Here is a 21,126-nt window from a genome sequence, read left to right on the forward strand (position 1 = left end):
TGGCCCGCGTGGCGGTGGCGGGACGTCGGCGGTGCGCCCGCTGCGCCGGGCCGCTCGGCGACGTGCCGCCCCGGACGCGGCTCGGCGCCCGCAGCGGGTGCGGGCGCCGAGCCGTCGGTGCGTCAGGGAGGTCCGTCCCCCGGTGGTCGTCGTCCCGGCGGCGGGGGCGGTGGTTCGACCGGTGCGGGGTTGGGCACGTAACCGGTGCTCACCGAGATCGTCACCACCTCGCCGTGCGGCAACGCCCCGCGCGGGGTCTGGCTGGTGACGGTGCCCTGGCTGCGCTGGGAGTTCACCGAGCGCTCCTCGACCTGGTAGCCGTCCTGGCGCAGCCGCTCGACCGCCTCGCCCCGCTCCATCCCGACGACGTTGGGGACCTGCTTTTCGTTGCCGCCGCTGGCGTAGCGCTGGCTCACGTCGGGGAGCTGCTCCACCGGCAGCCCCTCGTGGATGGTCTTCATCGCGTCGAAGAAGGTCCGCGCGGGCACCTTGCCGCCGTAGATGTTGCCGCCGTTGGCCCCGCACAGCGAGGGCGGCGTGGTGTCGCAGATGCCCTGCGGTCGGGGACCGTCGCTGAAGGTCAGCACCGAGGCGGCGAACTGCGGCGTGCCGCCGAGGAAGCCCGCGGACTGGTGCGCCTCGGTGGTCCCCGTCTTGGCGGCCAGGGGCCGACTCCACCCGGCTCCGCTGGCGGCCTGGTGCGCGGTGCCGCCGGGATCGTCGTCCTGGCTCATGCCGACCGCCATCGCGTCGGCCAGCCCCTCGTCCACCGCCTGCTCGCACGGCTCCTCGGTGATCGACACCGGGTTGCCGTTGCGGTCGGTGATCTGCTCGATCGGTGTGGGCGGGCACCACACCCCGCCGCTGAGCAGGGTGGCCATCACGTTGCTCAGCTCCAGCGGGCTGGTGGGCGCGTAGCCGAGGGTGAAGGCGCCGATGTTGCGGTCCTTGACCAGCTGCGCCTGCGACGGCCCGTTCGAGCCGCCGGGCGAGAGCGCCTGCCCGGAGGCGTTGGAGCCCAGCAGGGTCTGCCGCATCCCGAGCCGGACCGCCATGTCGACCGTGTCGGCCAGCCCCGCCTTCTCCTGGAGCGCGACGAACGCGGTGTTCGGCGAGGTGGCCAGCGCCTGCTGCAGGGTCCGCGGACCCGGGGCGACGCCTTCGGCGTTGCCGACGGTGTAGGGCGCGACGCCGTTCTTGTAGACCGACGAGGTGTAGGTCGGCGGGGACGGGATGGTGTCGTAGATGCCCATCCCCTCCTCCAGCGCCGCAGCGGCGGTGAACACCTTGTAGATCGACCCGGCGCCGAACTTCGCCACCCCGCTGGGCAGCGGGTACGCCGTCTGGCCCTCCTCGGGGTTGAGCCCGAAGTCGCGGTTGGCGACCAGGGCGCGGACCCGGTGCTTCTCGTCGCCCGGCTCGACGACGCTCATCACGTTGGCGATGCCCTCGGTCTTCTTCGGCACGTGCCGCTCGGTGGCCTGCTTGGCCGCCTGGGTCGCCTCCGGGTCCAGCGTGGTGCGGATGGTGTAGCCGCCGGTCTTGAGCTGCTCCTCGGAGAACCCGGCGGCTTCCAGGTAGTCGATGACGTAGCGGCAGAAGAACCCGTCGGTCGGTCCGGCGCCGACGCAGCCGTTGGGGATCTTGTTCAGCGGCTCCGCCAGGCCCAGCGGCGCGTTGCGGGCGTCCTCGGCGGCCTCCGGGGTGATCCGGTGCTGGTCGAGCATCGCCTGGATGACCAGGTCCCGCCGTTCCAGCGCCTCCTGCGGGTTCTCCTTGGGGTCCAGCGCGCTGGGGCTGTTGACCATGCCCGCCAGCAGCGCCGACTGCGCGATGGTGAGCTGGTCCGGCGTGGTGCCGAAGTAGGTGCGCGCCGCCGCCGCGATGCCGTAGGCCTGGTTGCCGTAGGGCACCACGTTGAGGTAGCGCGCCATGATCTCCGGCTTGGCGAGCTGCTTCTCGAGCTGCAGCGCGATCCGGATCTCGCGGAGCTTGCGGGCGTGCGTCTGCTCGATCGCCTGGGCCTGCTTGACCGGGTCGCCGCCCGAGGTGACGTGCACCAGGTAGTTCTTCACGTACTGCTGGGTCAGCGTGGACCCGCCCTGCGAGATCTCGCCGGCCATCTGGTTGGTGGCCAGCGCCCGCATCGTCCCGGCCCAGTCGACGCCGCGGTGGTCGAAGAACCGGCGGTCCTCGATGGCCACGATCGCGGCCTTCATCGCATCGGAGATCTGGTCCGGCGCGGCGGGCGTCCGGTCCTGCTCGTACAGGTAGGCGATCGGGCTCCCCTCCCGATCTGTGACGGTCGTCACAAGGGGTGGTTCTTGCGTCATGAGATCCGCGGAGATGCTGTTGACGGCGTCGCTGGCGCGGTTGGAGACCACGCCGAGTGATCCCACGGCCGGGAACAGCATTCCCGCGACCAAGACGCCAGCCAGCACACATAGGCCGAATAGCTTCAGCAAGCCGTCCCGGACACGCACCTCGTCAGCGTAAGTCGGGGTCGGAAGGTGACGCTGCGTCACGCCGGAGAACCGCCCGATGTGATGAGGTCGGAAGATAACGGAGCGACAACCGTCGGTTGGTTGTGGAACCGGCGGGCTCTACAGTTCGTCCACGTCCAGCGACAGCATCGTCATGTCCGCCCCCCGAGGCGGTCATGACATCCGGTGCCGGGGGGCTCCGGACGAGAAGAGTCGCCGACGATCCAGTGAGGAGCTGGGGGAACTCATATGTTCGAGCAGGGGGACTGGCGGGTTCGCGCGGCATGCCGCGACCAGAATCCGGACCAGTTGTTCGTACGCGGCGCCGAACAGCGCAAGGCCCGAATGGTCTGCTTCGGTTGCCCGGTCCGCACCGAGTGCCTCGGCGAGGCGCTCGACAACAAGATCGAATTCGGTGTCTGGGGCGGAATGACGGAGCGGGAGCGGCGTGCGTTGTTGCGCCGTCGTCCCGATGTCCGGAGCTGGCGCGAATTGCTGGAGGCCGCCCGCCAGGAATATACCGACATCGATGAATACCAGGTGAGCTGACGCTCGCCATTCGGTGAACGGCGCGGGGTATCGCAAAGGCAATTCCGCCAATCGCGATCCCCGCGCCTCCGCTTATTCACCGGCCAGCCTGCGGCCGATCTCGCGCAACCCGTCGATGTCGTGCACGTCGGCGGGCAGCGCGGGCACCCCGACCAGCGGCACCTCGGGGTACGCCCGGGTGAACCGGGCCAGCAGCCGCTTCTCCCGCTCGGCCACCGCGACCCGGTCCGCGTGCAGCCGCAGCACCGCCGAGGCCAGCGGCGCCGAGGCCGCGCTCTCCTCGGCCGCCGCCTCCGCCCGCGGGCCCGGCAGGCCCGAGAACACCGGATGGGTCCGGTTGCCGATCAGCCCGACCAGCGGCATCGACTCCCCGGCCAGCCGCTCGACGAAGAACGACGCCTCCCGCAGCGCGTCCGGTTCCGGGGTCGCCACCACCAGGAACGCCGTGCCCGGCGAGCGCAGCAGCCGGAAGGTCTCGTCGGCGCGCTCCCGGAACCCGCCGAAGGTCGAGTCGAAGGCCTGCACGAACGCCGAGGCGTCGGCCAGCAGCTGCCCGCCGATGATCGTCGAGACGGCCTTGGCGAACAGCCCGAATCCGGTGCCGACGATCTTGCGCAGCCCGCGCCCGCCCGCCCGCGCCGGACTCGACAACATCCGGATCAGCCTGCCGTCGAGCACCGTGGACAGCCGCTGCGGCGCGTCCAGGAAGTCCAGCGCCGACCGGCTCGGCGGGGTGTCCACCACGATCAGGTCCCAGCTCCCGGTGGCCGCGAGCTGCCCGAGCTTCTCCATCGCCATGTACTCCTGCGTGCCGGAGAACGACGTGGAGATGGTCTGGTAGAAGGGGTTGCCCAGGATCTGCTCGGCGCGCTCCGGGCCCGCGTGCGCCAGCACCATGTCGTCGAAGGTGCGGCGCATGTCCAGCATCATCGCGCTGAGGTCGCCGGCCGGTTCGAAGCCCGCGACGTCCACCTGCCGCGGCTGGTTGCCCAGTTCCGGCAGGCCCAGCGCCTGCGCCAGCCGCCGCGCCGGATCGATGGTGAGCACCGCGGTCTTGCGCCCGCGCTCGGCCGCGCGCACCGCCAGCGCCGCCGCCGTGGTGGTCTTGCCGACGCCGCCGGACCCGCAGCACACCACGACGCGGGTGGCCGGATCGTCCAGCAGGGCGTCGACGTCGAACTGCGCCGGGCGCAGCGGTTGGCTCATCGGGGGCTCCGGATGCCGTGGTCGGTGAGGATCTCCGCGAGCTCGTAGAGCTCGGCGACGTCGATGCCGCCGGTGAGCTCGGGCAGGGCGAGGGTGGGCAGGTCGGTTCCGGCGAGCCGCTCGCGGGCCTGCTGCTCCAGCCCGGTGCGCACCGCGTGCTCGGCGGCCTCGTCGAGCAGCCCGCCGAACGCCTCGTCGTCCAGCCGCACGCCCGCGGCCGCCAGGTCCGCCCGCAGCGCGGCCTCGTCCAGCGCGCCCGCGGCGGCGTCGGGCACGGCGTGCGTCGGCAGCCGGTCCGGCCGGACCCGGTTGCAGAACACGCCGCCGGGTCGCAGGTCCGCCGCGTCCAGTTCGGACACCGCCTCCAGCGTCTCCCGCACCGGCAGCTCCTCCAGCAGCGTGACCAGGTGGACGACGGTGTCGGCCGAGTGCACCAGCCGCACCACGCCGTCGCTGTGGTCCCGGATCGGGCCCGACTTGGCCAGGTCGGCCATCGCGCGCGTGACGTCGAGGAACTTCACCACCCGGCCGGTCGGCGGCGCGTCCACCACCACCGCGTCGTAGACGTGCCTGCCGCGGTCGTCGGTGCGCCCGACGCACTCCTTGATCTTGCCGGTGAACAGCACGTCGCGCAGGCCCGGCGCGAGCGTGGTGGCGAACTCGATGGCGCCCATCCGGCGCAGCGTCCGCCCCGCGAAGCCCAGGCTGTAGAACATCGACAGGTACTCCAGCAGCGCCGCCTCGGCGTCGATCGCCAGCGCCCGCAGCTCGCCGCCGCCGGGCGCCGCCGCGATCCACTCCTCGGCGTAGGGCAGCGGGGCGGTGTCGAAGAGCTGGGCCACCCCCTGCCTGCCCTCGACCTCGATCAGCAGCACCTTGTGACCGCCACCCGCCAGCGCCAGCGCCAGCGCCGCGGCGACCGTGGTCTTGCCGGTGCCGCCCTTGCCGCTGACCACGTGCAGTCGGGCCTTGTTGAGTTCCCGGTCCCAATCGGTCACACGATCAGCGTAAGCGGCGGATCGGCCCGCTGTCTGCCCGCGCGCTCCGCCTTCCGGGCCGGAGCCCGGTGGGCGGGACCCCTTAGGCTGATCCCATGCAGAAGTGGGAGTACGCGACCGTTCCGTTGTTGAGCCACGCGACCAAGCAGATCCTCGACCAGTGGGGCGAGGACGGCTGGGAGCTCGTGGCGGTGCTGCCGGGACCGACGGGCGAGCAGATGGTGGCCTACCTGAAGCGGCCGAAGGGCGAGTGACCATGGGGCGGTGGACCGCACGTCTGGCGGAACTGGGCATCGAGCTGCCCGAGGTCGCCGCCCCGGCCGGGGCGTACGCGCCCGCGGTGCGCAGCGGCGCGCACGTCTACACCGCGGGCCAGGTGCCGTTCGTCGGCGGTGAGCTGGAGCTGACCGGCAAGGTCGGCGCCGAGGTCGACCCCGAGGACGCCAAGCGGTGCGCCCGCACCTGCGCGCTCAACGCGCTGGCCGCGGTGCACGGGCTGATCGGCCTGGACTCGGTGGTCCGGGTGGTGAAGGTCGTCGGCTTCGTGGCCTCCGCCGAGGGCTTCACCGGCCAGCCCGGCGTGCTCAACGGTGCCTCCGAACTGCTCGGCGAGGTCTTCGGCGACGCGGGCGTGCACGCCCGGTCGGCGGTGGGCGTGGCGGAGCTGCCGATGGGGGTACCAGTGGAAGTAGAACTCATCGTCGAAGTGGGTTGAGTTTCGGCTCACCTTGCTGAGCGGTGCGGGTGGCGGAACCTCAGCGGCCTTCTCGCTCCGGGCGCCCTTCTTGATGGATCGCCCATACACGGCATCAGGGCGTCCTCGCGAGAAGGCTGCTGAGAACCCGCGCCGGTGCCAGCTGCGTGCGTGGGGCAAAGCGGAAGCGGCTTCCGCCGCTTGCCTGACTGTGGTGCCGATCGGCTCGTGCGTGGGCTGGAAGCGGCTTTCGCCGCTTGGTCACCGAATCGGGCGGGGTGGTTTCGGGCGGTCATCTCGGGCGTTCGGGCGCGGCGTCATCCGGATTTCCGGGTGGCGCCGCGCCCTGTTTTCGGCGGCTCGCCCGCGCCGGGGTCGCGGCGACCAGTACGCTGCGGTCACTTCCTGTTGTGGTGCTCAAGGGCTGGAGCACCCGAACGGGGGACGGTGATTCCCGCATGTAGCCGCATGTGGGCACTCTGGGCTTGCTGGCTCGGAGGGCTCACGACAAAGTCACCCGTACGGGTGCAACTGTGGCTGGGGATACCCGCATCGGAGTTCGAGCCTGGGGAGGGGCTGACGTGGCGGTGCGCGAAGCCGAACTGCTGTGCCACGAACTGCTGCTGCGACTTGCCGGTCGGCTGCCCGACAGACACCTGTGGCGCTACCGGGACTGGTTGGCGGGCGGAGCCGCCGACGTGCTCGCGCGCTCGCTGCCGGGCACCCTTTTCCGCGAGCGGGTGGCCCTCGACGACGCCGACCACCGGTTGCTCTCCGAGGCGGTGCTCCCGCTGGGCGCGGACCGTTCCGTGGTCGACGCCATCCTGCCCGGCGGCGCCGGATATCCCGAGTACGGGTTCACCTCGGCGTCCCCGCTGGCGGGCAGCGACTCCGAGGCCCTGGTCCTCGGCGCGACGCTGCGCGGCAGGCCGGGCGTCCGCGAGGTGCGCAGCTCCTGGCGCAGCGGCGGCGGGCAGCGGTCCAAGCGGGTGCTGCTGGTCACCGGCTCCGCCGACCACATCGGGATGACCGGGGAGATCCAGCGCATCGTGCGCGCCTTGGGCGAGCCCGAGCCCTGCGTCGAGGTGCTGCCGCCCGACCTGGAACCGACCGGGTACCACCGCGCGGCGCTGGCCGAGTCGGTGCAGGTCTGCACCGGTGCCGAGGCGCCGCACCGGGGTTGAGCCGACGAGCTGTGACGGAGGTAGACGTGGTGGACGCCGCCGAGGCGGGGCCGGGCGACCGGCTGCACGCCTTGCTGCTGACGATGACCGGACGCGTCGACGACGACGCGATCAACTCGGCCCGGGAGCTGCTCGGCATGGGGCAGCCGGGTGCGGCGATCGAGTTCCTGAGCGGTTGCCTGATCGCCGGGGACATCCCGGTCGACCCGGCCGAGCAGTTCGAGCTGCGGCGGGTGTTGGAGGAGACCCGCTCGCCGCGTGCCCTCGCCGACCGGCTGCACGTGGTGGAGTCGGTGTCCGCCGACGAGCACCGCTTCACCGAGCGGACCGAAGCCGACGACGACCTGATCGCCGCGCTCGCGCCGATCACCGCCCGGCTGGGCGGGGTGCGCGGGGTCTGGAGCACCGAGCGGTCCACCCCGGCGGGCACCAGCTACGGCGCCGTGCCGCGCCGGGTGCTGCTCGCCGAGGTCGGCTCCGACGGCTCCGTCGCCGCCGTCGGCTACCAGCTCCTGGAGGCGTTGCGCCGGGCCGGGGTGCACTGCTCGGTCGACGTCTTCGGCAGCGGCGCCGAGCTGCCCGAGTACCACCGCCAAGCGCTCACCGCGGCCCGCCGGGTGCACCTCGACGAGGTCGCGAGCACCGCGGCGCGCCGCCAGGAGGAGGCCCCCGCCGCGCCGGAACCGCCCGAGCCCGAGCGGGTCCGCGCCGAGCCAGCCCGCCCCGAGCCAGCCCGCCCCGAGCCAGCCGGGCCGGAGCCCGCCAGGCAGGAACCGGCCAGGGCCGAGCCCGCGAGTCCGGAGCCCGCGCCGGAGCCGGTCCCCGAGCCCGAGCCGGAGCCCGCCGCCCCGCGCGCCGAAGCACCGGCCGAGCCGCAGCGGGCGGGCAAGGGCGACCAGGGCAACATGCGGGTGCCCGCGGCGGTCGACGCCAAGCTCACCGACCGGGAGCGCAACCTGCTGCGCAAGCTGCACGAGGAGCTCGCCCAGCGCGAGCAGGACCGGCCCCGCGGCCAGAGCGCCCCGGACGCCGGGGCCGTGGCCACCGGGGTGCAGCAGCCCGCCCGCGGCCAGGACGCCTGGACGACCACCATGCCCGGCGGCACCGGCGGTTTTCCGCCGATCGGCGCGCCGGTGAACCAGCCCGGCTACTCGGGTCAACAGCGCTCCTGAACCCGGCGCCGGACCGGGCGGCCCAGCGGTCGGTCCGGACCGCCGTGCGGCGCCGCCGCGGCGCTCGGTGCGGTGGCGCGCCACGCCGCCGCCCGGACGTCGGTGATGACCCGCTGCAGGTGCAGGCCGCGCCGCACGTCGCAGGGGTGTTCGAGGTCCTGGTGGTAGATCATCGCGACGAAGTCGTCGAGCAGGCTCGCGTAGCACTCGCGGGCCGCCGTCCGCCTGCCGGTCAGCGGCGCGTGTCCGTGCTCGCCGTAGACGGCGAAGTCGACCACCGAGGGCTGCACCGGCAGCTTCAGCGACAGGCTCAACGTGCTCGTCGCGCCGCCCGCGTGCCCGAACACCACCTGCCACAGGTCGTCGTCGCCGTGGTGGGCGTAGTGCACCCGCTCGATCCGGCCCAGCGCCGCGTCCAGCAGGTCGATCGCGTGCGGACCGGCGTCGAGCAGCGCACCCTCCACCCGGCGCCACGGGGAGACCGGGTGGTCGCCGTCGAGCAGGCCGCCGGCCAGCCAGCGCCCGGTGCCGCCGCGCCATCCTCGCGCGCCGCGCACCCCGGCCAGCCACTGCCGCACCTCGGGGGAGTACCGGCGGGTCAGCACCACCAGCCCGGCGACCCGGGCGTCGAGCACCGCGTCGGCGACCTCGCGGGCCCCGGACAGGTCGGCGGCCAGCGGCTTCTCCAGGATCAGGTGCTTGCCCGCCCGCGCGGCGCGCGGCGCCAGCTCGGCCTGCACCTCCGGCGGCACCGCGAAGGCCACCGCGTCCACCGAGTCGAGCAGCGCGTCGAAGTGCGGGGCCACCGCCGCGCCGTGCCGCTGGGCGAGCTCCCGGGCGGCCTCGGGTCTGCGCGCCCACACCGCGGCCAGGCGGGTGCACTCGTGCGCGGCGAGTCCGGGACCGTGCATCCGGTACGCCCAGGGACCGGCTCCGACGACTCCGACGCGCAGTGCTTCCTCCATAGCAGTCATGGTGCCTTCGTGTGATCCCTTGTGCTGCGCACGGGGGTACCGGGTTGCCCCGTACGGGCAACGTCGTGGGAGGTGATCATGCCTGCTGCACCTGGATTGCTGAAATCGGGTTCTCGTTCGGGGAGGGGTTCGCGGCATAGGGTGACCGGCATGGTGCGACGGCCCGAGAACGGCTCACCGCCCTCCGGCGCGGATGCCACTGCCCCGAAGCACGCGCCGGAGCCCGCGGAGGTTGCCGTCCCGAAGGACGCGGCCACCGTGGTCCTGCTCCGCGAGGGCCCGCGCGGCCCCGAGGTGTTCCTCCAGCGCCGGGTCACCGGCATGGCGTTCGCCGGCGGCATGACCGTGTTCCCCGGCGGGGGCGTCGACCCCCGCGACGCCGACGCCTCGGTGTCCTGGACCGGCCCCGACGCGGGGTGGTGGGCGCACCGCTTCGGCTGCTCGGCGGAGCAGGCCCGGGCGCTGGTCTGCGCCGCGGTCCGGGAGACCTTCGAGGAGTCCGGGGTGCTGCTCGCCGGTCCCGACGCCGGGTCGGTGGTCGCCGACACCGCCGCCTACGGCACCGCGCGCGCCGCGCTGATCTCCCGCGAGGTGTCGCTGGCCGCCTTCCTCGCCGCGGAGGGCCTGGTGCTGCGCGCCGACCTGCTGCGCCCCTGGTCGAACTGGCTCACCCCGGAAGCCGAACCGCGCCGCTACGACACCCGCTTCTTCCTGGCCGCCATGCCCGGGGGCCAGCGCGCCGACGCCCGCACCACCGAGGCCGCCGAAGCCTACTGGCGGACCCCGGCCGAAGCGCTGGCCGACGCCGACGCGGGCCGCAGCCGGCTCCTGCCGCCCACCCGCACCACCCTCGCCGAGGTCGACGCCTGCGGCGGGATCGAGGCCGCGCTGGCGGCCGAACGCGGCATCGCCAAGGTGCTGCCCAAGCTCGTCCGGGTCGACGACCGCTGGGAGGTCGTGCTCCCCGGCGAACCCGGTTACCAGGAGGCGCGCTGATGGAGCACCCGGCTTACGGCACCCCGCGACCGGTCACCGCGTACGCGTCGGTGCTGCTGTGCCGCAACCCGTCACCGATGACCCTGGAGGGCACCAACACCTGGCTCGTCGGGGCGCCCGGCGCGGCGCACCGCGCGGTGATCGATCCCGGGCCCGACGACCTCGACCACCTGCGCCGCGCCGACGCGCAGGGCCCGGTTTCCCTGGTGTTGCTGACCCACCACCACGACGACCACACCGGCGGCGTCGACGAGTTCGCCCGGCTCACCGGCGCGCCGGTGCGGGCGCTGGACCCCGAGCTGTGCTCCGGCGGCGACCCGCTCCGCGACGGCGAGGTCGTCGAAGCGGGCGGGGTGCCGCTGCGGGTGCTCGCCACCGCGGGCCACACCGCCGACTCGGTGTGCTTCGCCGTCGACGGCGCCGAGGAGCCCGCCGTGTTCACCGGCGACAGCGTCCTCGGCCGGGGCACCACCGTCGTCGCCCACCCCGACGGCCACCTCCGGTCCTACCTGGACTCGCTGCGGCGGCTCGCGGACCTGCCCGCCGGGACCCGCGCGCTGCCCGGCCACGGCCCCGAGCTCCCTGACGTGGCGGCTGCCGCCACCGCCTACCTGGACCACCGGACGCAGCGGCTGGAGCAGGTCCGCGAGGTGGTGCGCGGCTGCTCCCGCGAACCGTCCGCCCGGGAGGTGGTGGAGGTGGTCTACGCCGACGTGGACCGGTCGGTCTGGCCGGCCGCCGAACTCACCGTCCAGGCCCAGCTCGCCTACCTCCGAGGCCAGTAACCCCACGAACCGCCCCAGCCCCCGACGCCCCCGCACCCCAACACCCGGCTCCGGCGCGGAGACGCGCGCTGGGCTGCGGCGCGCGCCCGGGTGCGGGTCGCGGCTCTCGCCCGGGTGAAATCGCGGCTCCCGTCCGGGTGATGTTTTCCAGGTGAGGGGCACCCTTGCCCAAGCAACTCGGACAAGGGTGCCCCTCACTCGGGGCCGGACGGGTGAACGCAGGGTCAGAGGCGCTTGGGCATGACGACGTAGTGGAGGTGGGCCGCGGTCGGGTCGGCGGCGGTGAGGACGGTGGCCCGGCGGTGGCCGGAGCGCAGGCCGATGCGGACCCGGTCGGAGCCGAAGGCGCCGAGCGCGTCGGCGAGGTAGCGCGGCTGGTAGCCGGTGCTGATGCGGTCGCCGCCGGTGGTGGCCTTGACGGATTCCTCGGCGTCACCGGTGCCGGTGGCGCGGAGGCGGACCTCGCCGTCGCCGACGTCGAGCAGCACGGTGGCCTGCGGTCCGGCGAAGGGGGCGACCCGGCGCAGCGCGGCGGCCAGGTCCGCGGCGGGCAGCTCGACGGTGCCGTCGAAGGGCGCCGCGAGGTGCTGGGACTCGTCCGGGAACGGTGCGTCGAGCACGGCGGTGGTGACCTCGGCCCCCGGCCAGCCGAACCCGGCGCGGTCGGCGTCGCCGTGCAGCACCACCTCCGCGCCCTCGGCCTGCCGGGACACCTCGGTCAGCACCCCGGCGGGGACCAGCAGGTCGGTGCCTTCGGCGACCGGCCGCCACGGCAGGTCCGCCACCGCCATCCGGAACCGATCGGTGCCGACCAGCACCAGCCGGTCCCCGCGCCGGGTCAGGTGCACGCCGGTGAACACGGGCAGCGCGTCGTCGCGGGACGCCGCCCCCGCCACCACCGCGGCCCGCGGCAGCAGCGCGGTGTCCAGCGAACCGAGCGCGGGCGGCGCCGCCCGCACCCCGGGGTGCGCGTCGAGGTCCAGCAGCGGCAGTGCGAACCGGGCGCCGGGCGTGCGCAGCGCGAGCCGACTGCCCTCCAGCACCAGCCGGACCTCCGGGGCGTCGAGGTGGCGCAGCACCTCGGCCAGCGGTCGGGCCGGGACCAGCAGCCGGCCCGCCCGGTGGACGCGGGCGGTGCGGTGCAGCCGCACGCCGCGCTCGCGATCGGTCCCGGCGAGCACCACGCCGTCGGCGTCGGCCTCCAGCACCACGCCGCTGAGCACCGGGTCCAGCGTCCGTCCGGGCAGCAGCCGGAGCAGGTCGGCGGCGGCTCGCGCGAGCACCTGCGGGGAGGCGGTCAGATCCATGCCGCGGACGGTAGCCGCGGGCACCGACGATCAGCGCCCGCGCATTCCACGACGGTGGCCACCGGCGGGCGAGGCGGGCGCGGTCAGACCCCGGCGAGCGAGACGTCGCGGTCCGGGGTGCTCAGCAGCGTCCGGCGGCGCAGCCACAGCACGGCGGCCAGCAGCACGCCGATCCCCGCCGCGACCAGGAACGCCAGCGGCGGGCCGCTGCGCTCCACGAGCTGCCCGCTGAGCGACTGGCCGATCGCCGCGCCGAGGGTCACCGAGGTCACCACCCAGCCGAAGGCCTCGGTGGCGGTGCCCGCCGGGGCGGCGATCTCGATGGCCGCCGAGTGCGCCGTGGACTGCGGCGTGATCAGGCTGCCCACCACGAGCAGCGCCAGGCACAGCCCGACCAGCGTGCTCGGCACCGCCAGCAGCGTGAGCAGCGCGGCGAAGGCGAACAGCAGCGCGGGCAGCCGCAGGTGCATCGGCCGCGGCCACGGGCGCAGCCCGTAGAGCACGCCGACGACCACCGAGCTGACCGACAGCAGGCTGAGCAGCAGCCCGCCCGCGCTGGGGTTGCCCGCCAGGGTGGCCGCCGCGGGCACGCCGACCTCGATGAACCCGATCAGCGTGCCGAAGCCGAGCGCCGCCACGGCCAGCGTGCGCATCCCCGGCGCGGCCAGCGCGCCGAGCAGGCTGCCGGACCCGCGGTCCCGCGGGTCGGGCCGGTGCGTCCGGGCCGCCCGGGTGGAGGCGAAGCCGACGCTGCCGACGATCATGCACGCCGCGCCGACCACGACCCCGGTGCCCGCCCACGGCATCGCCACCATCAGCCCGGCCAGGCCGGGGCCGAGGATGAAGAAGACCTCCATGCTGATCGCCTCGTAGGCGAAGGCGGCGTCGCGGACCCGCCCGGCGGGCACGAGCTGGTTCCACAGCGCGCGGGAGGCGGGACCGGTCATCGGCTCGGTCAACCCGACCAGGAACGCCAGCCCGGTCATCACCGGCACCGCCGCGTGCGACTCGATGACCCAGATCTCCGTCGCGACCAGCAGCGCGAACACCGCCGACATCACGTACAGCGGGCGGGTCGGCCCCAGCCGGTCCATCACCCGGCCCTGCGCGACGGAACCGCAGGCCACGCCGACCAGCGCACCCGCCGAGACCAGCCCGGCGGCGGCGAACGACCCGGTCTCGCGCTGCACGTAGAGCATCAGGGCCAGCCCGACCATCGCGATCGGCAGCCGCGCCAGCAGCGAGGTCACCACGGGCGCGCGGGCGCCCGGCGCGGTCAGCGCGGCGCGGTAGTCGGAGAGCGAGATGGAATGGGCCACGCGGCGATTATGCGGATTGTGGTACCTGCGTACCAACTGATTTTCGGTGTTCCGCCTCACGTTTCGGCAGGTCGGAAGGGGCGAGCACTTGCGATCCGGCGAACGAGGCGGACCCTGGGAAGAGCGGGGATTGCTCGATTCGGGTGAACGACGCAACCGGGAGCGGGCCCGCTACGTCCTTCCATTGACGGGTCGTCCTCCGATGCTGAGGGTTCGGGGCCGAAGCAGGCGGAGGCAGGGGGAAAGAGCGTGGTTGGTCGTCGGGGGACCGGCCACGCGATGTGAAGGGACTGGCGCGCCGCGTCGAGGGTGGCGCCCAGTCCCTTCACGTTATTGGCCCTTCACGTTATCGGCCCTTCTCGCTGCGTCAGGTACCCGCACGAGCGCGCACGCGTCAGTCCCAGTCCTCGGCGAAGTCCCAGCCGGATTCGTCCTCCTCGACGAACCGGACCGGCAGCGGTGCCGGGCCGAGCGGTCGGGAGACCGCCCGCCGCCGCTCGCGCCTGCGGCGCACCGCCGCGAACGCGCCGACCACCGCGGTCCCCAGGGTGACCGCGACCACCAGGCGAACGAACACCTTCATCTCGGCTCCTCCGCTCGTCGTGGCGACGAGCCTAGGACGCCGCGACCGGGGCCGGGGCCGATTCACGCGAGGTCGTCGTCCTCCTCGTCCCGCCGCGCCTGGAGCCGACCCGCGACCCAGGCGAGCAGCAGCAGGCCCAGCACGGCCGCACCCACGCCCGCCAACAGCCACCCCACGCGTCGCCCCTTCCGACCGTGCCGATCAGGGGTAACACGACGGGCGGGCGCGGACGGTTGCCCGGAGCGCACGAAACGCGCGTCGACTGAGGAGCCCGGGGCGGATGCCCGGACCCGTCGGCCGACGCGCGTGCGGTGCGGGTCAGCGAGCCCGGCGCGCCAAGCGCTCCGGATCGAGGATGAGCACGCTCTTGCCCTCCAGCCGGAGCCAACCGCGGTGCGCGAAGTCCGCCAGCGCCTTGTTCACGGTCTCCCGCGACGCGCCGACGTACTGGGCGATCTCCTCCTGCGTCAGGTCGTGGGTGACCCGCAGCAGGCCCGCCTCCTGGCTGCCGAAGCGCTGCGCGAGCTGCAGCAGCGCCTTGGCCACACGCCCGGGCACGTCGGTGAAGATCAGGTCGGCCAGCATGCCGTTGGTGCGCCGCAGCCGCCGGGCGACCACCCGCAGGAGCTGCTCGGCGATCTCCGGCCGGGTCGCGATCCACTGCCGCAGCGCCGAGCGGTCCATGCTCAGCGCCCGGACCTCGGTCACCGTGGTCGCCGTCGACGTCCGCGGACCGGGGTCGAAGATCGAGAGCTCGCCGAACATGTCCGACGGGCCCATGATCGCCAGCAGGTTCTCCCGCCCGTCGGGCGACTTGCGCCCGAGCTTGACCTTGCCGGACTGGATGATGTAAAGCCGGTCGCCCGGTTCGCCTTCGGCGAAGATCACGTGGCCGCGCGGGAACTCCGCGGGCTCCAACGATTGGGCCAGTGCCTCCGCCGCGGCCGGCTCCACGCCTTGGAAGATGCCGGCCCGGGCCAGGGTCTCGTCCACCTCGTCCCTCCATGTTGAGACGCGGCGGCTGTCTGTCGTGCCGGACCCGCGCCTGCGCGTCTGGCGGTGTGCCGCCGAGAACTACCAGTGAATTCTAAGACTGGTCGCGGGAACGGCGAGTACGCAGCCGTCCGGCGCGTCCCACCCTGCGTAGCTGGAACAGCTCCAGCGCGCGTCCAATGCCTTGGCGGAAAAGCGCCCTGACCTCATCCGGTCGGGCGTTCTCCAGCAACTCCTCCACCTCGTTCTCCTGCACCGCCACGTGCCGGAGTCGGGCCTCCACGCGCTCCATGAAGAGCGTGAAGAACATGATCACGAGCGGTACGACGATGACGAACCAGGCAGCCATGATGATTGAATCCTCGCTCATGCCTTCGGGTGAGGTGTAACCGGGGGTAGGTTCCGCGCGCGCGTGTCCGGTGGGTCACCCTCCTCTGCGATGCGGTCCGTACCCTGGTGGGGTGGTCGACGAAACCCGCGACAAGCGCACCCACTCTGCCAGATCCCGTTCGGCCGAGACCCGGCTGGGCCTGGTGCGGCGGGCCCGGCGGATGAACCGGTCGCTCGCCGAAGCCTATCCGGACGCGCACTGCGAGCTCGACTTCAACACGCCCCTGCAGCTCGCCGTGGCCACCATCCTGTCCGCCCAGTGCACCGACAAGAGGGTGAACGAAGTCACCCCGGCGCTGTTCGCGCGCTACCCCTCGGCCGCCGACTACGCCGGGGCCGACCGCGCCGAGCTGGAGGAGCTGATCCGCTCCACCGGCTTCTACCGCAACAAGGCGTCCTCGCTGATGGGCTTGGGCGCGGCGCTCGTCGAGCGGCACGGCGGCGAGGTCCCGCGGCGGCTCGCCGACCTGGTGGAGCTGCCCGGCATCGGCCGCAAGACCGCGAACGTCATCCTCGGCAACGCCTACGCGGTGCCCGGCATCACCGTGGACACCCACTTCGGCCGGCTGGTCCGCCGCTGGGGGTGGACCCGGGAGGAGGACCCGGTCAAGGTCGAACACGCGGTCGGCGAGTTGTTCCCCAAGGCGGACTGGACCATGCTGTCGCACCGGGTGATCTTCCACGGCCGCCGCGTCTGCCACGCCCGCAAGCCCGCCTGCGGGGCCTGCCTGCTGGCCCGCGACTGCCCGTCCTACGGCGCCGGGCCCACCGACCACCTCGAAGCGGCGAAGCTGGTGCGCGGCCCGGAGGCGCCGCGGCTGCTGGAGCTGGCGGGCGTCGTCGACGAGGTGCCGGAGCGGACCGTCGAGCAGGTCGCGCACCGGGAGCCCGCGTCGTGAGCGGCGGGCTGCGGGCCTACCGCACCGAGATCCGCTGGACCGTGGTCGTGGTGGTGCTCGCGGTGCTCGGCGTCGTCGCGCTGTGGCCCCGCGAGGCCGAGCAGCCGCCCGCGCCCGGGAGCACCGCCGCGCCGCGACCGGCCCCGGACCGCACCGTCGACCCCGCCCAGCGCGCCGCCGCCGGGCTCCAGGCCTGCGCGCCCGCCGAGGGAGCGCCGCCGCCCGAGCTCGCCGGGGCCACCGGGAGCTGCCTCGCCGACGGGACCCGCGCCGACCTCGGCGCCGTGGTCGGCGACGGCCCGGCCCTGATCAACGTGTGGGCCACCTGGTGCGCGCCGTGCCGCACCGAGCTGCCCGCGCTCCAGCGCTACGCCGAGCGGCCCGGCTCGGTCCCGGTGGTCGGCGTGCAGGTGCTCAGCGACGCCGCGTCCGGGCTCGACCTGCTCACCGAGCTCGGCGTCCGGTTCCCGACCGTGCACGACGAGGACAACCGGCTGCGGTCCGCGCTCGGCGTGCCTGCGGTGCTGCCCGCCAGCTACGTCGTCACCGAGCGGGGCGAGCTGCGCCGGATCGATCCGCCGGTGGTGTTCGAGTCCGCCGACGAGGTGTCCGACGCGGTGCGGCGGACCCTGGGAGGCACCCGGTGACCGGACCGCTGGTCGACCCCGCCGACGTCCCCGAGTGGCTCGCACCCCTGGTGGAGCGGGCCGCGGAGATCGACCCCCGGCACTTCGGCCTGCCGCGCTCGGCCCCGCCCGGCGACGCCCGCCGCGCCGCGGTGCTGGTGCTGTTCGGCGAGGGCGAGTCCGGGCCCGACGTGCTGCTGCTGCGCCGCGCCGACACGCTCAGCGCCCACCCCGGCCAGGTCGCGTTCCCGGGCGGCGCGCTCGACCCCGGCGACGCCGGACCGGTGGACGCCGCGCTGCGCGAAGCGGTCGAGGAGGTCGGCGTGCTGCCCGCGGGCATCCGGCCGGTCGCCGCCCTGCCCGAGCTGCACCTGCCGTTCAGCGGCTTCCGGGTGACGCCGGTCGTGGCGCACTGGCGGGAGCCTTCGCCGGTGGCCCCCGTCGACCCCGGCGAGACAGCCGCCGTCGCCCGGGTGCCCCTGGCCTGGCTGACCGACCCGGCCAACCGGTTCCGGATCCGCTTCGACCACCGGCCCGCGACGCCGGGCTTCCACGTGCCCGGGATGCTGGTGTGGGGGTTCACCGCCGGGCTGCTCTCCGGCCTGCTCGACCTGGGCGGCTGGTCGCAGAACTGGGACCGCGGCGACGTGCGCGGGCTCGACGAGGCGTGGCGCGCGGCGGAGGAGGCCGACGACTTCTGACCGCCCGGTCGCCGAACGCGGGGACCCCCGGGGTCCGGTGTGCCACCCTCTGGGACCGTGGAGGGTCGGGCCGACCGGCGAGCAGCGCCGGAGAGGACGGGTGAACGGTGAACTGGGTCGACGTGCTCGTGGTGCTGCTGGCCCTGGCGGCGGCCGTGTCCGGTGCGCGCAGCGGCCTGGTCACCGCGTTCTTCTCGTTCCTCGGCGTGGTCGTCGGCGCCATCGTCGGCCTCAAGGCGGCGCCGCTGCTGCTGGAACGCCTCGACAACCCCGCGGCCCGGCTCGCCTTCGGCGTCGGCATCGTGGTGCTGCTGGTGGCGCTCGGCGAGACCTTCGGCATGTGGGCGGGGCGGGAGCTGCGCGACCGGATCACCTCGACGCGGCTCACCGGCATCGACAACGTGTTCGGCGCGGTCCTGCAGGGCCTCGCGGTGCTCGTGGTCGCCTGGCTGGTCGCGCTGCCGTTCACCTCGGCGTCCGCGCTGCCCGGCCTGGCCTCGGCGCTGACCCGCTCGCACGTGCTCGGCGCCGTCGACACCGTGATGCCGACCGCGGCCCGCGAGCTGCCCAACGAGCTGCGCCGGATGCTCGGCGTCGCCGGGTTCCCGGAGGCCCTGGAACCGTTCTCCGAGACCCCGGTCGCCCGGATCGCGCCGCCCGACCTGCGGCTCGCCGACAGCGAGGTGGTCCGCGAGACCCGGCCCAGCGTCGTCAAGGTGCGCGGTCAGGCCATGTCCTGCGGGCGGGCGCTGGAGGGCACCGGCTTCGTCGTCGCCCCGCACCGGGTGATGACCAACGCGCACGTGGTCGCGGGCACCGACCGGGTCGCCATCGAGGTCGGCTCCGGGGAGTTCAGCGCCGAGGTCGTGCTGTTCGACCCGGCCACCGACCTGGCCGTGCTGTCGGTCCCCGACCTCACCGCCGACGCCCTGTCCTTCGCCCGGCCCGAGGCCGACCCGGGCGACGACGTGATCGCCCTCGGCTACCCCCTCGACGGCCCCTACACCGCCTCGGCCGGCCGGGTCCGCGAGCAGATCCGCCTGCGCGGACCGGACATCTACGACGACCGCACCGTGCTGCGCGAGGTCTACACGGTGCGCGGCCAGGTGCAGAGCGGGAACTCCGGCGGACCGCTGATCGACCCGTCCGGCCGCGTCGTCGGTGTCGTGTTCGGCGCGGCGGCCGACGACCCGGAGACCGGCTTCGCGCTCACCGCCGAGGAGGTGGCCGACGAGGTCCGGGCGGCCCCGTCCCTGCACACCCCGGTCTCCACCGGCTCCTGCACGAACTGACTCGGGCCCACGCCCGGGCGCCAATCACGCCGGGCGACCCCCGACCAGGTGCACCCGGGCGAGGTGAACCGAGTGAGGGGTCCCCTTGTCCCAGTTACTTGGGCAAGGGTGCCCCTCACTCACGGCCCGAACGGGTGAGCGGGTCAGGGGGTGGACGAGGTGTCCGCCTGCTTGCGCTGGGTGAGCTGCTTGGTGTCCTTGAGCGACTTGATGGTCCGCTCGGGGGCGCGGATGCGCCGGACCCGGGCGTAGCCGAGCAGCGCGAACAGGCCCGCCACCACCAGCATCAGCAGGAAGACGATGCCGAAGGCGGCCCAGCGCCAGAGGCCGAGCTGGGCGAGGCCCTCCGCGAGGGTGAAGAACAGGAAGAACATGCTGAAGCCCAGCACGGCGAGGGCCAGCACGAAGAAGACGCTGCCCTTCACGCCCTTCTTGATCTCGCCGACCACTTCGGACTTGGCCAGCTCCACCTCCGCGCGGAGCAGGGTGGACAGGTGCGTGGTCGCGTCCCGGACCAGCATGCCGATGGACTGACCGTCGCCCGAACCGGTGGCCTCTTCGGACAGCGGGATGGACGTGACGGTCTGCTCCGCGCCGTCACGGCTGCCGTTGTTGCTCTTCTGGGCGCTGTTCACGGCGTCCATCGTGCCACGGTGGATCAGCGCCCGTCCGCACGAGTCGCCGACTGCCACTCGCGGGTGACGGCCGCCGCAGCGCAGCGGCTCACGCGACGGACCGGTCGCGCCGGGCCCGGCGGCCCCGGATGAGCAGCAGCGCGGAACCGAGCAGCGAGGCCAGGACGGACGCGATGAGCACCGCGGCCTTGGCCCGCTCGGCGGCGTCGCCGGACAGCGAGAGCTCGGCGATCAGCAGGCTCACGGTGAACCCGACGCCGCCGAGGAACCCGAGCGCGCTCAAGTCCCACCAGCTCACGCCGTTGGGCTTGCTGCCGAGACCCAGCTTGACGCCGAGCATCGCGGTGCCCACGATGCCGACCACCTTGCCCACGACCAGTCCGACGATGACGGCGATGGAAATGGGGTCCTGGCTGATCGAGGTCAGCGCCTCGCCGTCGACCGGCACGCCGGCGGCGAAGAACGCGAACACCGGCACGACCACCCCGGCCGACCAGGGCTGCAACCGGTGCTCCAGCCGGGCCGAGGGCGCGGTCTCCTCGCCGGGATCGCGCTTGACCCGGGTGAGCAGGCCGAGGACGACGCCGGCGATGGTGGCGTGGACGCCGGTGGAGTGCACCGCGATCCACACCGCGATGGCCAGCGGGACGTAGAGCCACGGGGTGGTGATCCGCTTGTGCTGGGCGAACCAGTACGCGACGCAGAGCACCACGGCGGTGACCAGCCAGAGCAGGCTCAGCCCGTCGGTGAACAGCACCGCGATGACGATGATCGCGCCGAGGTCGTCGACCACGGCCAGGCTGAGCAGGAACACCCGCGCGGCGGTCGGCAGCCAGGAGCCGGTCAGCGACAGCACGCCGAGGGCGAAGGCGATGTCGGTGGCCATCGGGATGGCCCACGCGGTCGAGGCGCCGGGGTTGCCGTGGCCGATGCCGAAGGCGACCAGCGCGGGCACCACCATGCCGCCGAGCGCGGCGATGACGGGCAGCGCGGCGGCCTTGCGGTCGGCGAGCTCACCGACGACGAGTTCGCGCTTGAGCTCCAGCCCGGCGACGAAGAAGAAGATCGCGAGCAGGCCGTCCTTGGCCCAGTCGCCGATGGTCAGGTGCAGGTGGAGCGCCTCGGGGCCGACGGCGAAGTCGCGGACGGCCTGGTAGAAGCCGGACAGCGGGGTGTTGGCGAACACCAGCGCGAGGGCGGCGGCGGCCAGCAGCACCATGCCGCCGACCGTCTCGGTGCGCAGGTAGGCGCCGAAGTCGAGCGTGCGGGCGCCTTTGGACTCGGACAAGGTGGAACTCCGATCGCGGGCAGCAGGAACCTACCGCCGACCAGACTTCCCG

Annotated in this window: 22 protein-coding genes; 11 read left to right on the plus strand and 11 right to left on the minus strand. The window is 73.8% G+C overall.

The genetic code is table 11. From position 1 onward, the window contains the following. Window positions 1–122: 122 nt before the first annotated feature. Window positions 123–2,414 carry a penicillin-binding protein gene (locus ACQP0T_RS01610; RefSeq protein WP_433870964.1) on the minus strand — a complete coding sequence of 764 codons (2,292 nt, stop codon included), beginning with the start codon at window positions 2,412–2,414 and terminating at the stop codon, window positions 123–125. 318 nt (window positions 2,415–2,732) lie between these two features. Between ACQP0T_RS01610 and ACQP0T_RS01615 the strand changes: the two genes are divergently transcribed. Next, window positions 2,733–3,032, plus strand: coding sequence for a WhiB family transcriptional regulator (locus ACQP0T_RS01615; RefSeq protein ID WP_433870965.1), 300 nt, complete (start codon window positions 2,733–2,735; stop codon window positions 3,030–3,032). 72 nt (window positions 3,033–3,104) lie between these two features. Here ACQP0T_RS01615 and ACQP0T_RS01620 read toward each other — a convergent pair whose 3' ends face one another. Both ACQP0T_RS01620 and ACQP0T_RS01625 read right to left on the minus strand, forming a co-directional pair. Then, window positions 3,105–4,238, minus strand: a complete 1,134-nt coding sequence (locus ACQP0T_RS01620) for an ArsA family ATPase (protein WP_433870966.1) — start codon at window positions 4,236–4,238, stop codon at window positions 3,105–3,107. Next, window positions 4,235–5,236, minus strand: coding sequence for an ArsA-related P-loop ATPase (locus tag ACQP0T_RS01625; RefSeq protein WP_433870967.1), 1,002 nt, complete (start codon window positions 5,234–5,236; stop codon window positions 4,235–4,237). The genes ACQP0T_RS01620 and ACQP0T_RS01625 overlap by 4 nt, the downstream gene beginning before the upstream one ends. A gap of 95 nt (window positions 5,237–5,331) precedes the next feature. On the opposite strand from ACQP0T_RS01625, the gene ACQP0T_RS01630 reads away from it, so the two are divergent. The 4 genes from ACQP0T_RS01630 (at window position 5,332) to ACQP0T_RS01645 (ending at window position 8,286) form a co-directional block, all read left to right on the plus strand. Next, window positions 5,332–5,490: a hypothetical protein gene (locus ACQP0T_RS01630; RefSeq protein WP_345359175.1), complete on the plus strand. Its 159-nt coding sequence runs from the start codon at window positions 5,332–5,334 to the stop codon at window positions 5,488–5,490. Between the two features lie 2 nt (window positions 5,491–5,492). Further along, the gene (locus ACQP0T_RS01635; RefSeq protein ID WP_345359172.1) at window positions 5,493–5,951 is read left to right on the plus strand and encodes a RidA family protein; all 459 of its coding nucleotides are present in this window, start codon (window positions 5,493–5,495) and stop codon (window positions 5,949–5,951) included. Between the two features lie 560 nt (window positions 5,952–6,511). Beyond that, a complete protein-coding gene (locus ACQP0T_RS01640; RefSeq protein WP_433870968.1) occupies window positions 6,512–7,114 on the plus strand; it encodes a hypothetical protein in 603 nt (200 codons plus the stop codon). An 11-nt stretch (window positions 7,115–7,125) separates the two neighbouring features. Continuing rightward, the gene (locus ACQP0T_RS01645) at window positions 7,126–8,286 is read left to right on the plus strand and encodes a hypothetical protein (protein WP_433870969.1); all 1,161 of its coding nucleotides are present in this window, start codon (window positions 7,126–7,128) and stop codon (window positions 8,284–8,286) included. On the opposite strand, the gene ACQP0T_RS01650 is transcribed toward ACQP0T_RS01645, so the two are convergent. Continuing rightward, window positions 8,271–9,251: a Gfo/Idh/MocA family protein gene (locus ACQP0T_RS01650; RefSeq protein ID WP_433870970.1), complete on the minus strand. Its 981-nt coding sequence runs from the start codon at window positions 9,249–9,251 to the stop codon at window positions 8,271–8,273. The two genes, ACQP0T_RS01645 and ACQP0T_RS01650, sit on opposite strands and share 16 nt — an antisense overlap. 159 nt (window positions 9,252–9,410) lie before the next feature. Between ACQP0T_RS01650 and ACQP0T_RS01655 the strand changes: the two genes are divergently transcribed. Then, window positions 9,411–10,256 carry an NUDIX hydrolase gene (locus tag ACQP0T_RS01655; RefSeq protein WP_433870971.1) on the plus strand — a complete coding sequence of 282 codons (846 nt, stop codon included), beginning with the start codon at window positions 9,411–9,413 and terminating at the stop codon, window positions 10,254–10,256. Then, window positions 10,256–11,041, plus strand: coding sequence for an MBL fold metallo-hydrolase (locus tag ACQP0T_RS01660; RefSeq protein WP_433870972.1), 786 nt, complete (start codon window positions 10,256–10,258; stop codon window positions 11,039–11,041). Before ACQP0T_RS01655 ends, ACQP0T_RS01660 begins: the two co-directional genes overlap by 1 nt. A 224-nt stretch (window positions 11,042–11,265) precedes the next feature. On the opposite strand, the gene dnaN is transcribed toward ACQP0T_RS01660, so the two are convergent. From dnaN to ACQP0T_RS01685, 5 genes are all read right to left on the minus strand, one after another. Continuing rightward, complete coding sequence (gene dnaN, locus ACQP0T_RS01665; protein ID WP_433870973.1) at window positions 11,266–12,348, minus strand: DNA polymerase III subunit beta; 1,083 nt, start codon at window positions 12,346–12,348, stop codon at window positions 11,266–11,268. An 83-nt stretch (window positions 12,349–12,431) separates the two neighbouring features. After that, window positions 12,432–13,667 (minus strand): MFS transporter, encoded by a 1,236-nt coding sequence (locus ACQP0T_RS01670; protein WP_433870974.1) that lies wholly within the window; start codon window positions 13,665–13,667, stop codon window positions 12,432–12,434. A gap of 394 nt (window positions 13,668–14,061) precedes the next feature. Then, window positions 14,062–14,250 (minus strand): hypothetical protein, encoded by a 189-nt coding sequence (locus tag ACQP0T_RS01675; RefSeq protein WP_433870975.1) that lies wholly within the window; start codon window positions 14,248–14,250, stop codon window positions 14,062–14,064. Window positions 14,251–14,568: 318 nt separating this feature from the next. Next, window positions 14,569–15,243 carry a Crp/Fnr family transcriptional regulator gene (locus tag ACQP0T_RS01680; protein WP_345359145.1) on the minus strand — a complete coding sequence of 225 codons (675 nt, stop codon included), beginning with the start codon at window positions 15,241–15,243 and terminating at the stop codon, window positions 14,569–14,571. Between the two features lie 94 nt (window positions 15,244–15,337). Then, on the minus strand, window positions 15,338–15,592 hold the full coding sequence (locus ACQP0T_RS01685) for a hypothetical protein (RefSeq protein ID WP_029535541.1): 255 nt from the start codon (window positions 15,590–15,592) through the stop codon (window positions 15,338–15,340). 112 nt (window positions 15,593–15,704) lie between these two features. Between ACQP0T_RS01685 and nth the strand changes: the two genes are divergently transcribed. The 4 genes from nth (at window position 15,705) to ACQP0T_RS01705 (ending at window position 19,151) form a co-directional block, all read left to right on the plus strand. Next, entirely contained in the window at window positions 15,705–16,532 is an 828-nt protein-coding gene (gene nth / locus ACQP0T_RS01690) for an endonuclease III (RefSeq protein WP_433870976.1), read from the plus strand. Beyond that, a complete protein-coding gene (locus ACQP0T_RS01695) occupies window positions 16,529–17,179 on the plus strand; it encodes a TlpA family protein disulfide reductase (RefSeq protein ID WP_433870977.1) in 651 nt (216 codons plus the stop codon). The genes nth and ACQP0T_RS01695 overlap by 4 nt, the downstream gene beginning before the upstream one ends. After that, window positions 17,176–17,859 (plus strand): NUDIX hydrolase, encoded by a 684-nt coding sequence (locus ACQP0T_RS01700; RefSeq protein ID WP_433870978.1) that lies wholly within the window; start codon window positions 17,176–17,178, stop codon window positions 17,857–17,859. Before ACQP0T_RS01695 ends, ACQP0T_RS01700 begins: the two co-directional genes overlap by 4 nt. A 107-nt stretch (window positions 17,860–17,966) precedes the next feature. Further along, complete coding sequence (locus ACQP0T_RS01705; protein WP_433870979.1) at window positions 17,967–19,151, plus strand: MarP family serine protease; 1,185 nt, start codon at window positions 17,967–17,969, stop codon at window positions 19,149–19,151. A 143-nt stretch (window positions 19,152–19,294) separates the two neighbouring features. On the opposite strand, the gene ACQP0T_RS01710 is transcribed toward ACQP0T_RS01705, so the two are convergent. Further along, window positions 19,295–19,795 (minus strand): phage holin family protein, encoded by a 501-nt coding sequence (locus tag ACQP0T_RS01710; RefSeq protein ID WP_345359131.1) that lies wholly within the window; start codon window positions 19,793–19,795, stop codon window positions 19,295–19,297. A gap of 79 nt (window positions 19,796–19,874) precedes the next feature. Next, complete coding sequence (gene nhaA / locus ACQP0T_RS01715) at window positions 19,875–21,074, minus strand: Na+/H+ antiporter NhaA (RefSeq protein ID WP_433870980.1); 1,200 nt, start codon at window positions 21,072–21,074, stop codon at window positions 19,875–19,877. Between the last annotated feature and the right edge of the window lie 52 nt (window positions 21,075–21,126).

It is taken from the genome of Saccharopolyspora sp. CA-218241 (genome assembly GCF_050954615.1).
GTDB classification, from domain to species: Bacteria; Actinomycetota; Actinomycetes; order Mycobacteriales; family Pseudonocardiaceae; genus Saccharopolyspora; species Saccharopolyspora cebuensis.

Excerpts from the sequence above, each read along its gene's own strand:
- dnaN (WP_433870973.1), bottom strand. The coding sequence starts at position 12,348 with ATGGATCTGACCGCCTCCCCGCAGGTGCTCGCGCGAGCCGCCGCCGAC.
- ACQP0T_RS01710 (WP_345359131.1), bottom strand. The coding sequence starts at position 19,795 with ATGGACGCCGTGAACAGCGCCCAGAAGAGCAACAACGGCAGCCGTGAC.
- ACQP0T_RS01675 (WP_433870975.1), bottom strand. The coding sequence starts at position 14,250 with ATGAAGGTGTTCGTTCGCCTGGTGGTCGCGGTCACCCTGGGGACCGCG.
- ACQP0T_RS01650 (WP_433870970.1), bottom strand. The coding sequence starts at position 9,251 with ATGGAGGAAGCACTGCGCGTCGGAGTCGTCGGAGCCGGTCCCTGGGCG.
- ACQP0T_RS01615 (WP_433870965.1), top strand. The coding sequence starts at position 2,733 with ATGTTCGAGCAGGGGGACTGGCGGGTTCGCGCGGCATGCCGCGACCAG.
- ACQP0T_RS01620 (WP_433870966.1), bottom strand. The coding sequence starts at position 4,238 with ATGAGCCAACCGCTGCGCCCGGCGCAGTTCGACGTCGACGCCCTGCTG.
- ACQP0T_RS01685 (WP_029535541.1), bottom strand. The coding sequence starts at position 15,592 with ATGGCTGCCTGGTTCGTCATCGTCGTACCGCTCGTGATCATGTTCTTC.
- ACQP0T_RS01630 (WP_345359175.1), top strand. The coding sequence starts at position 5,332 with ATGCAGAAGTGGGAGTACGCGACCGTTCCGTTGTTGAGCCACGCGACC.
- ACQP0T_RS01660 (WP_433870972.1), top strand. The coding sequence starts at position 10,256 with ATGGAGCACCCGGCTTACGGCACCCCGCGACCGGTCACCGCGTACGCG.
- ACQP0T_RS01635 (WP_345359172.1), top strand. The coding sequence starts at position 5,493 with ATGGGGCGGTGGACCGCACGTCTGGCGGAACTGGGCATCGAGCTGCCC.
- ACQP0T_RS01655 (WP_433870971.1), top strand. The coding sequence starts at position 9,411 with ATGGTGCGACGGCCCGAGAACGGCTCACCGCCCTCCGGCGCGGATGCC.
- ACQP0T_RS01610 (WP_433870964.1), bottom strand. The coding sequence starts at position 2,414 with ATGCTGTTCCCGGCCGTGGGATCACTCGGCGTGGTCTCCAACCGCGCC.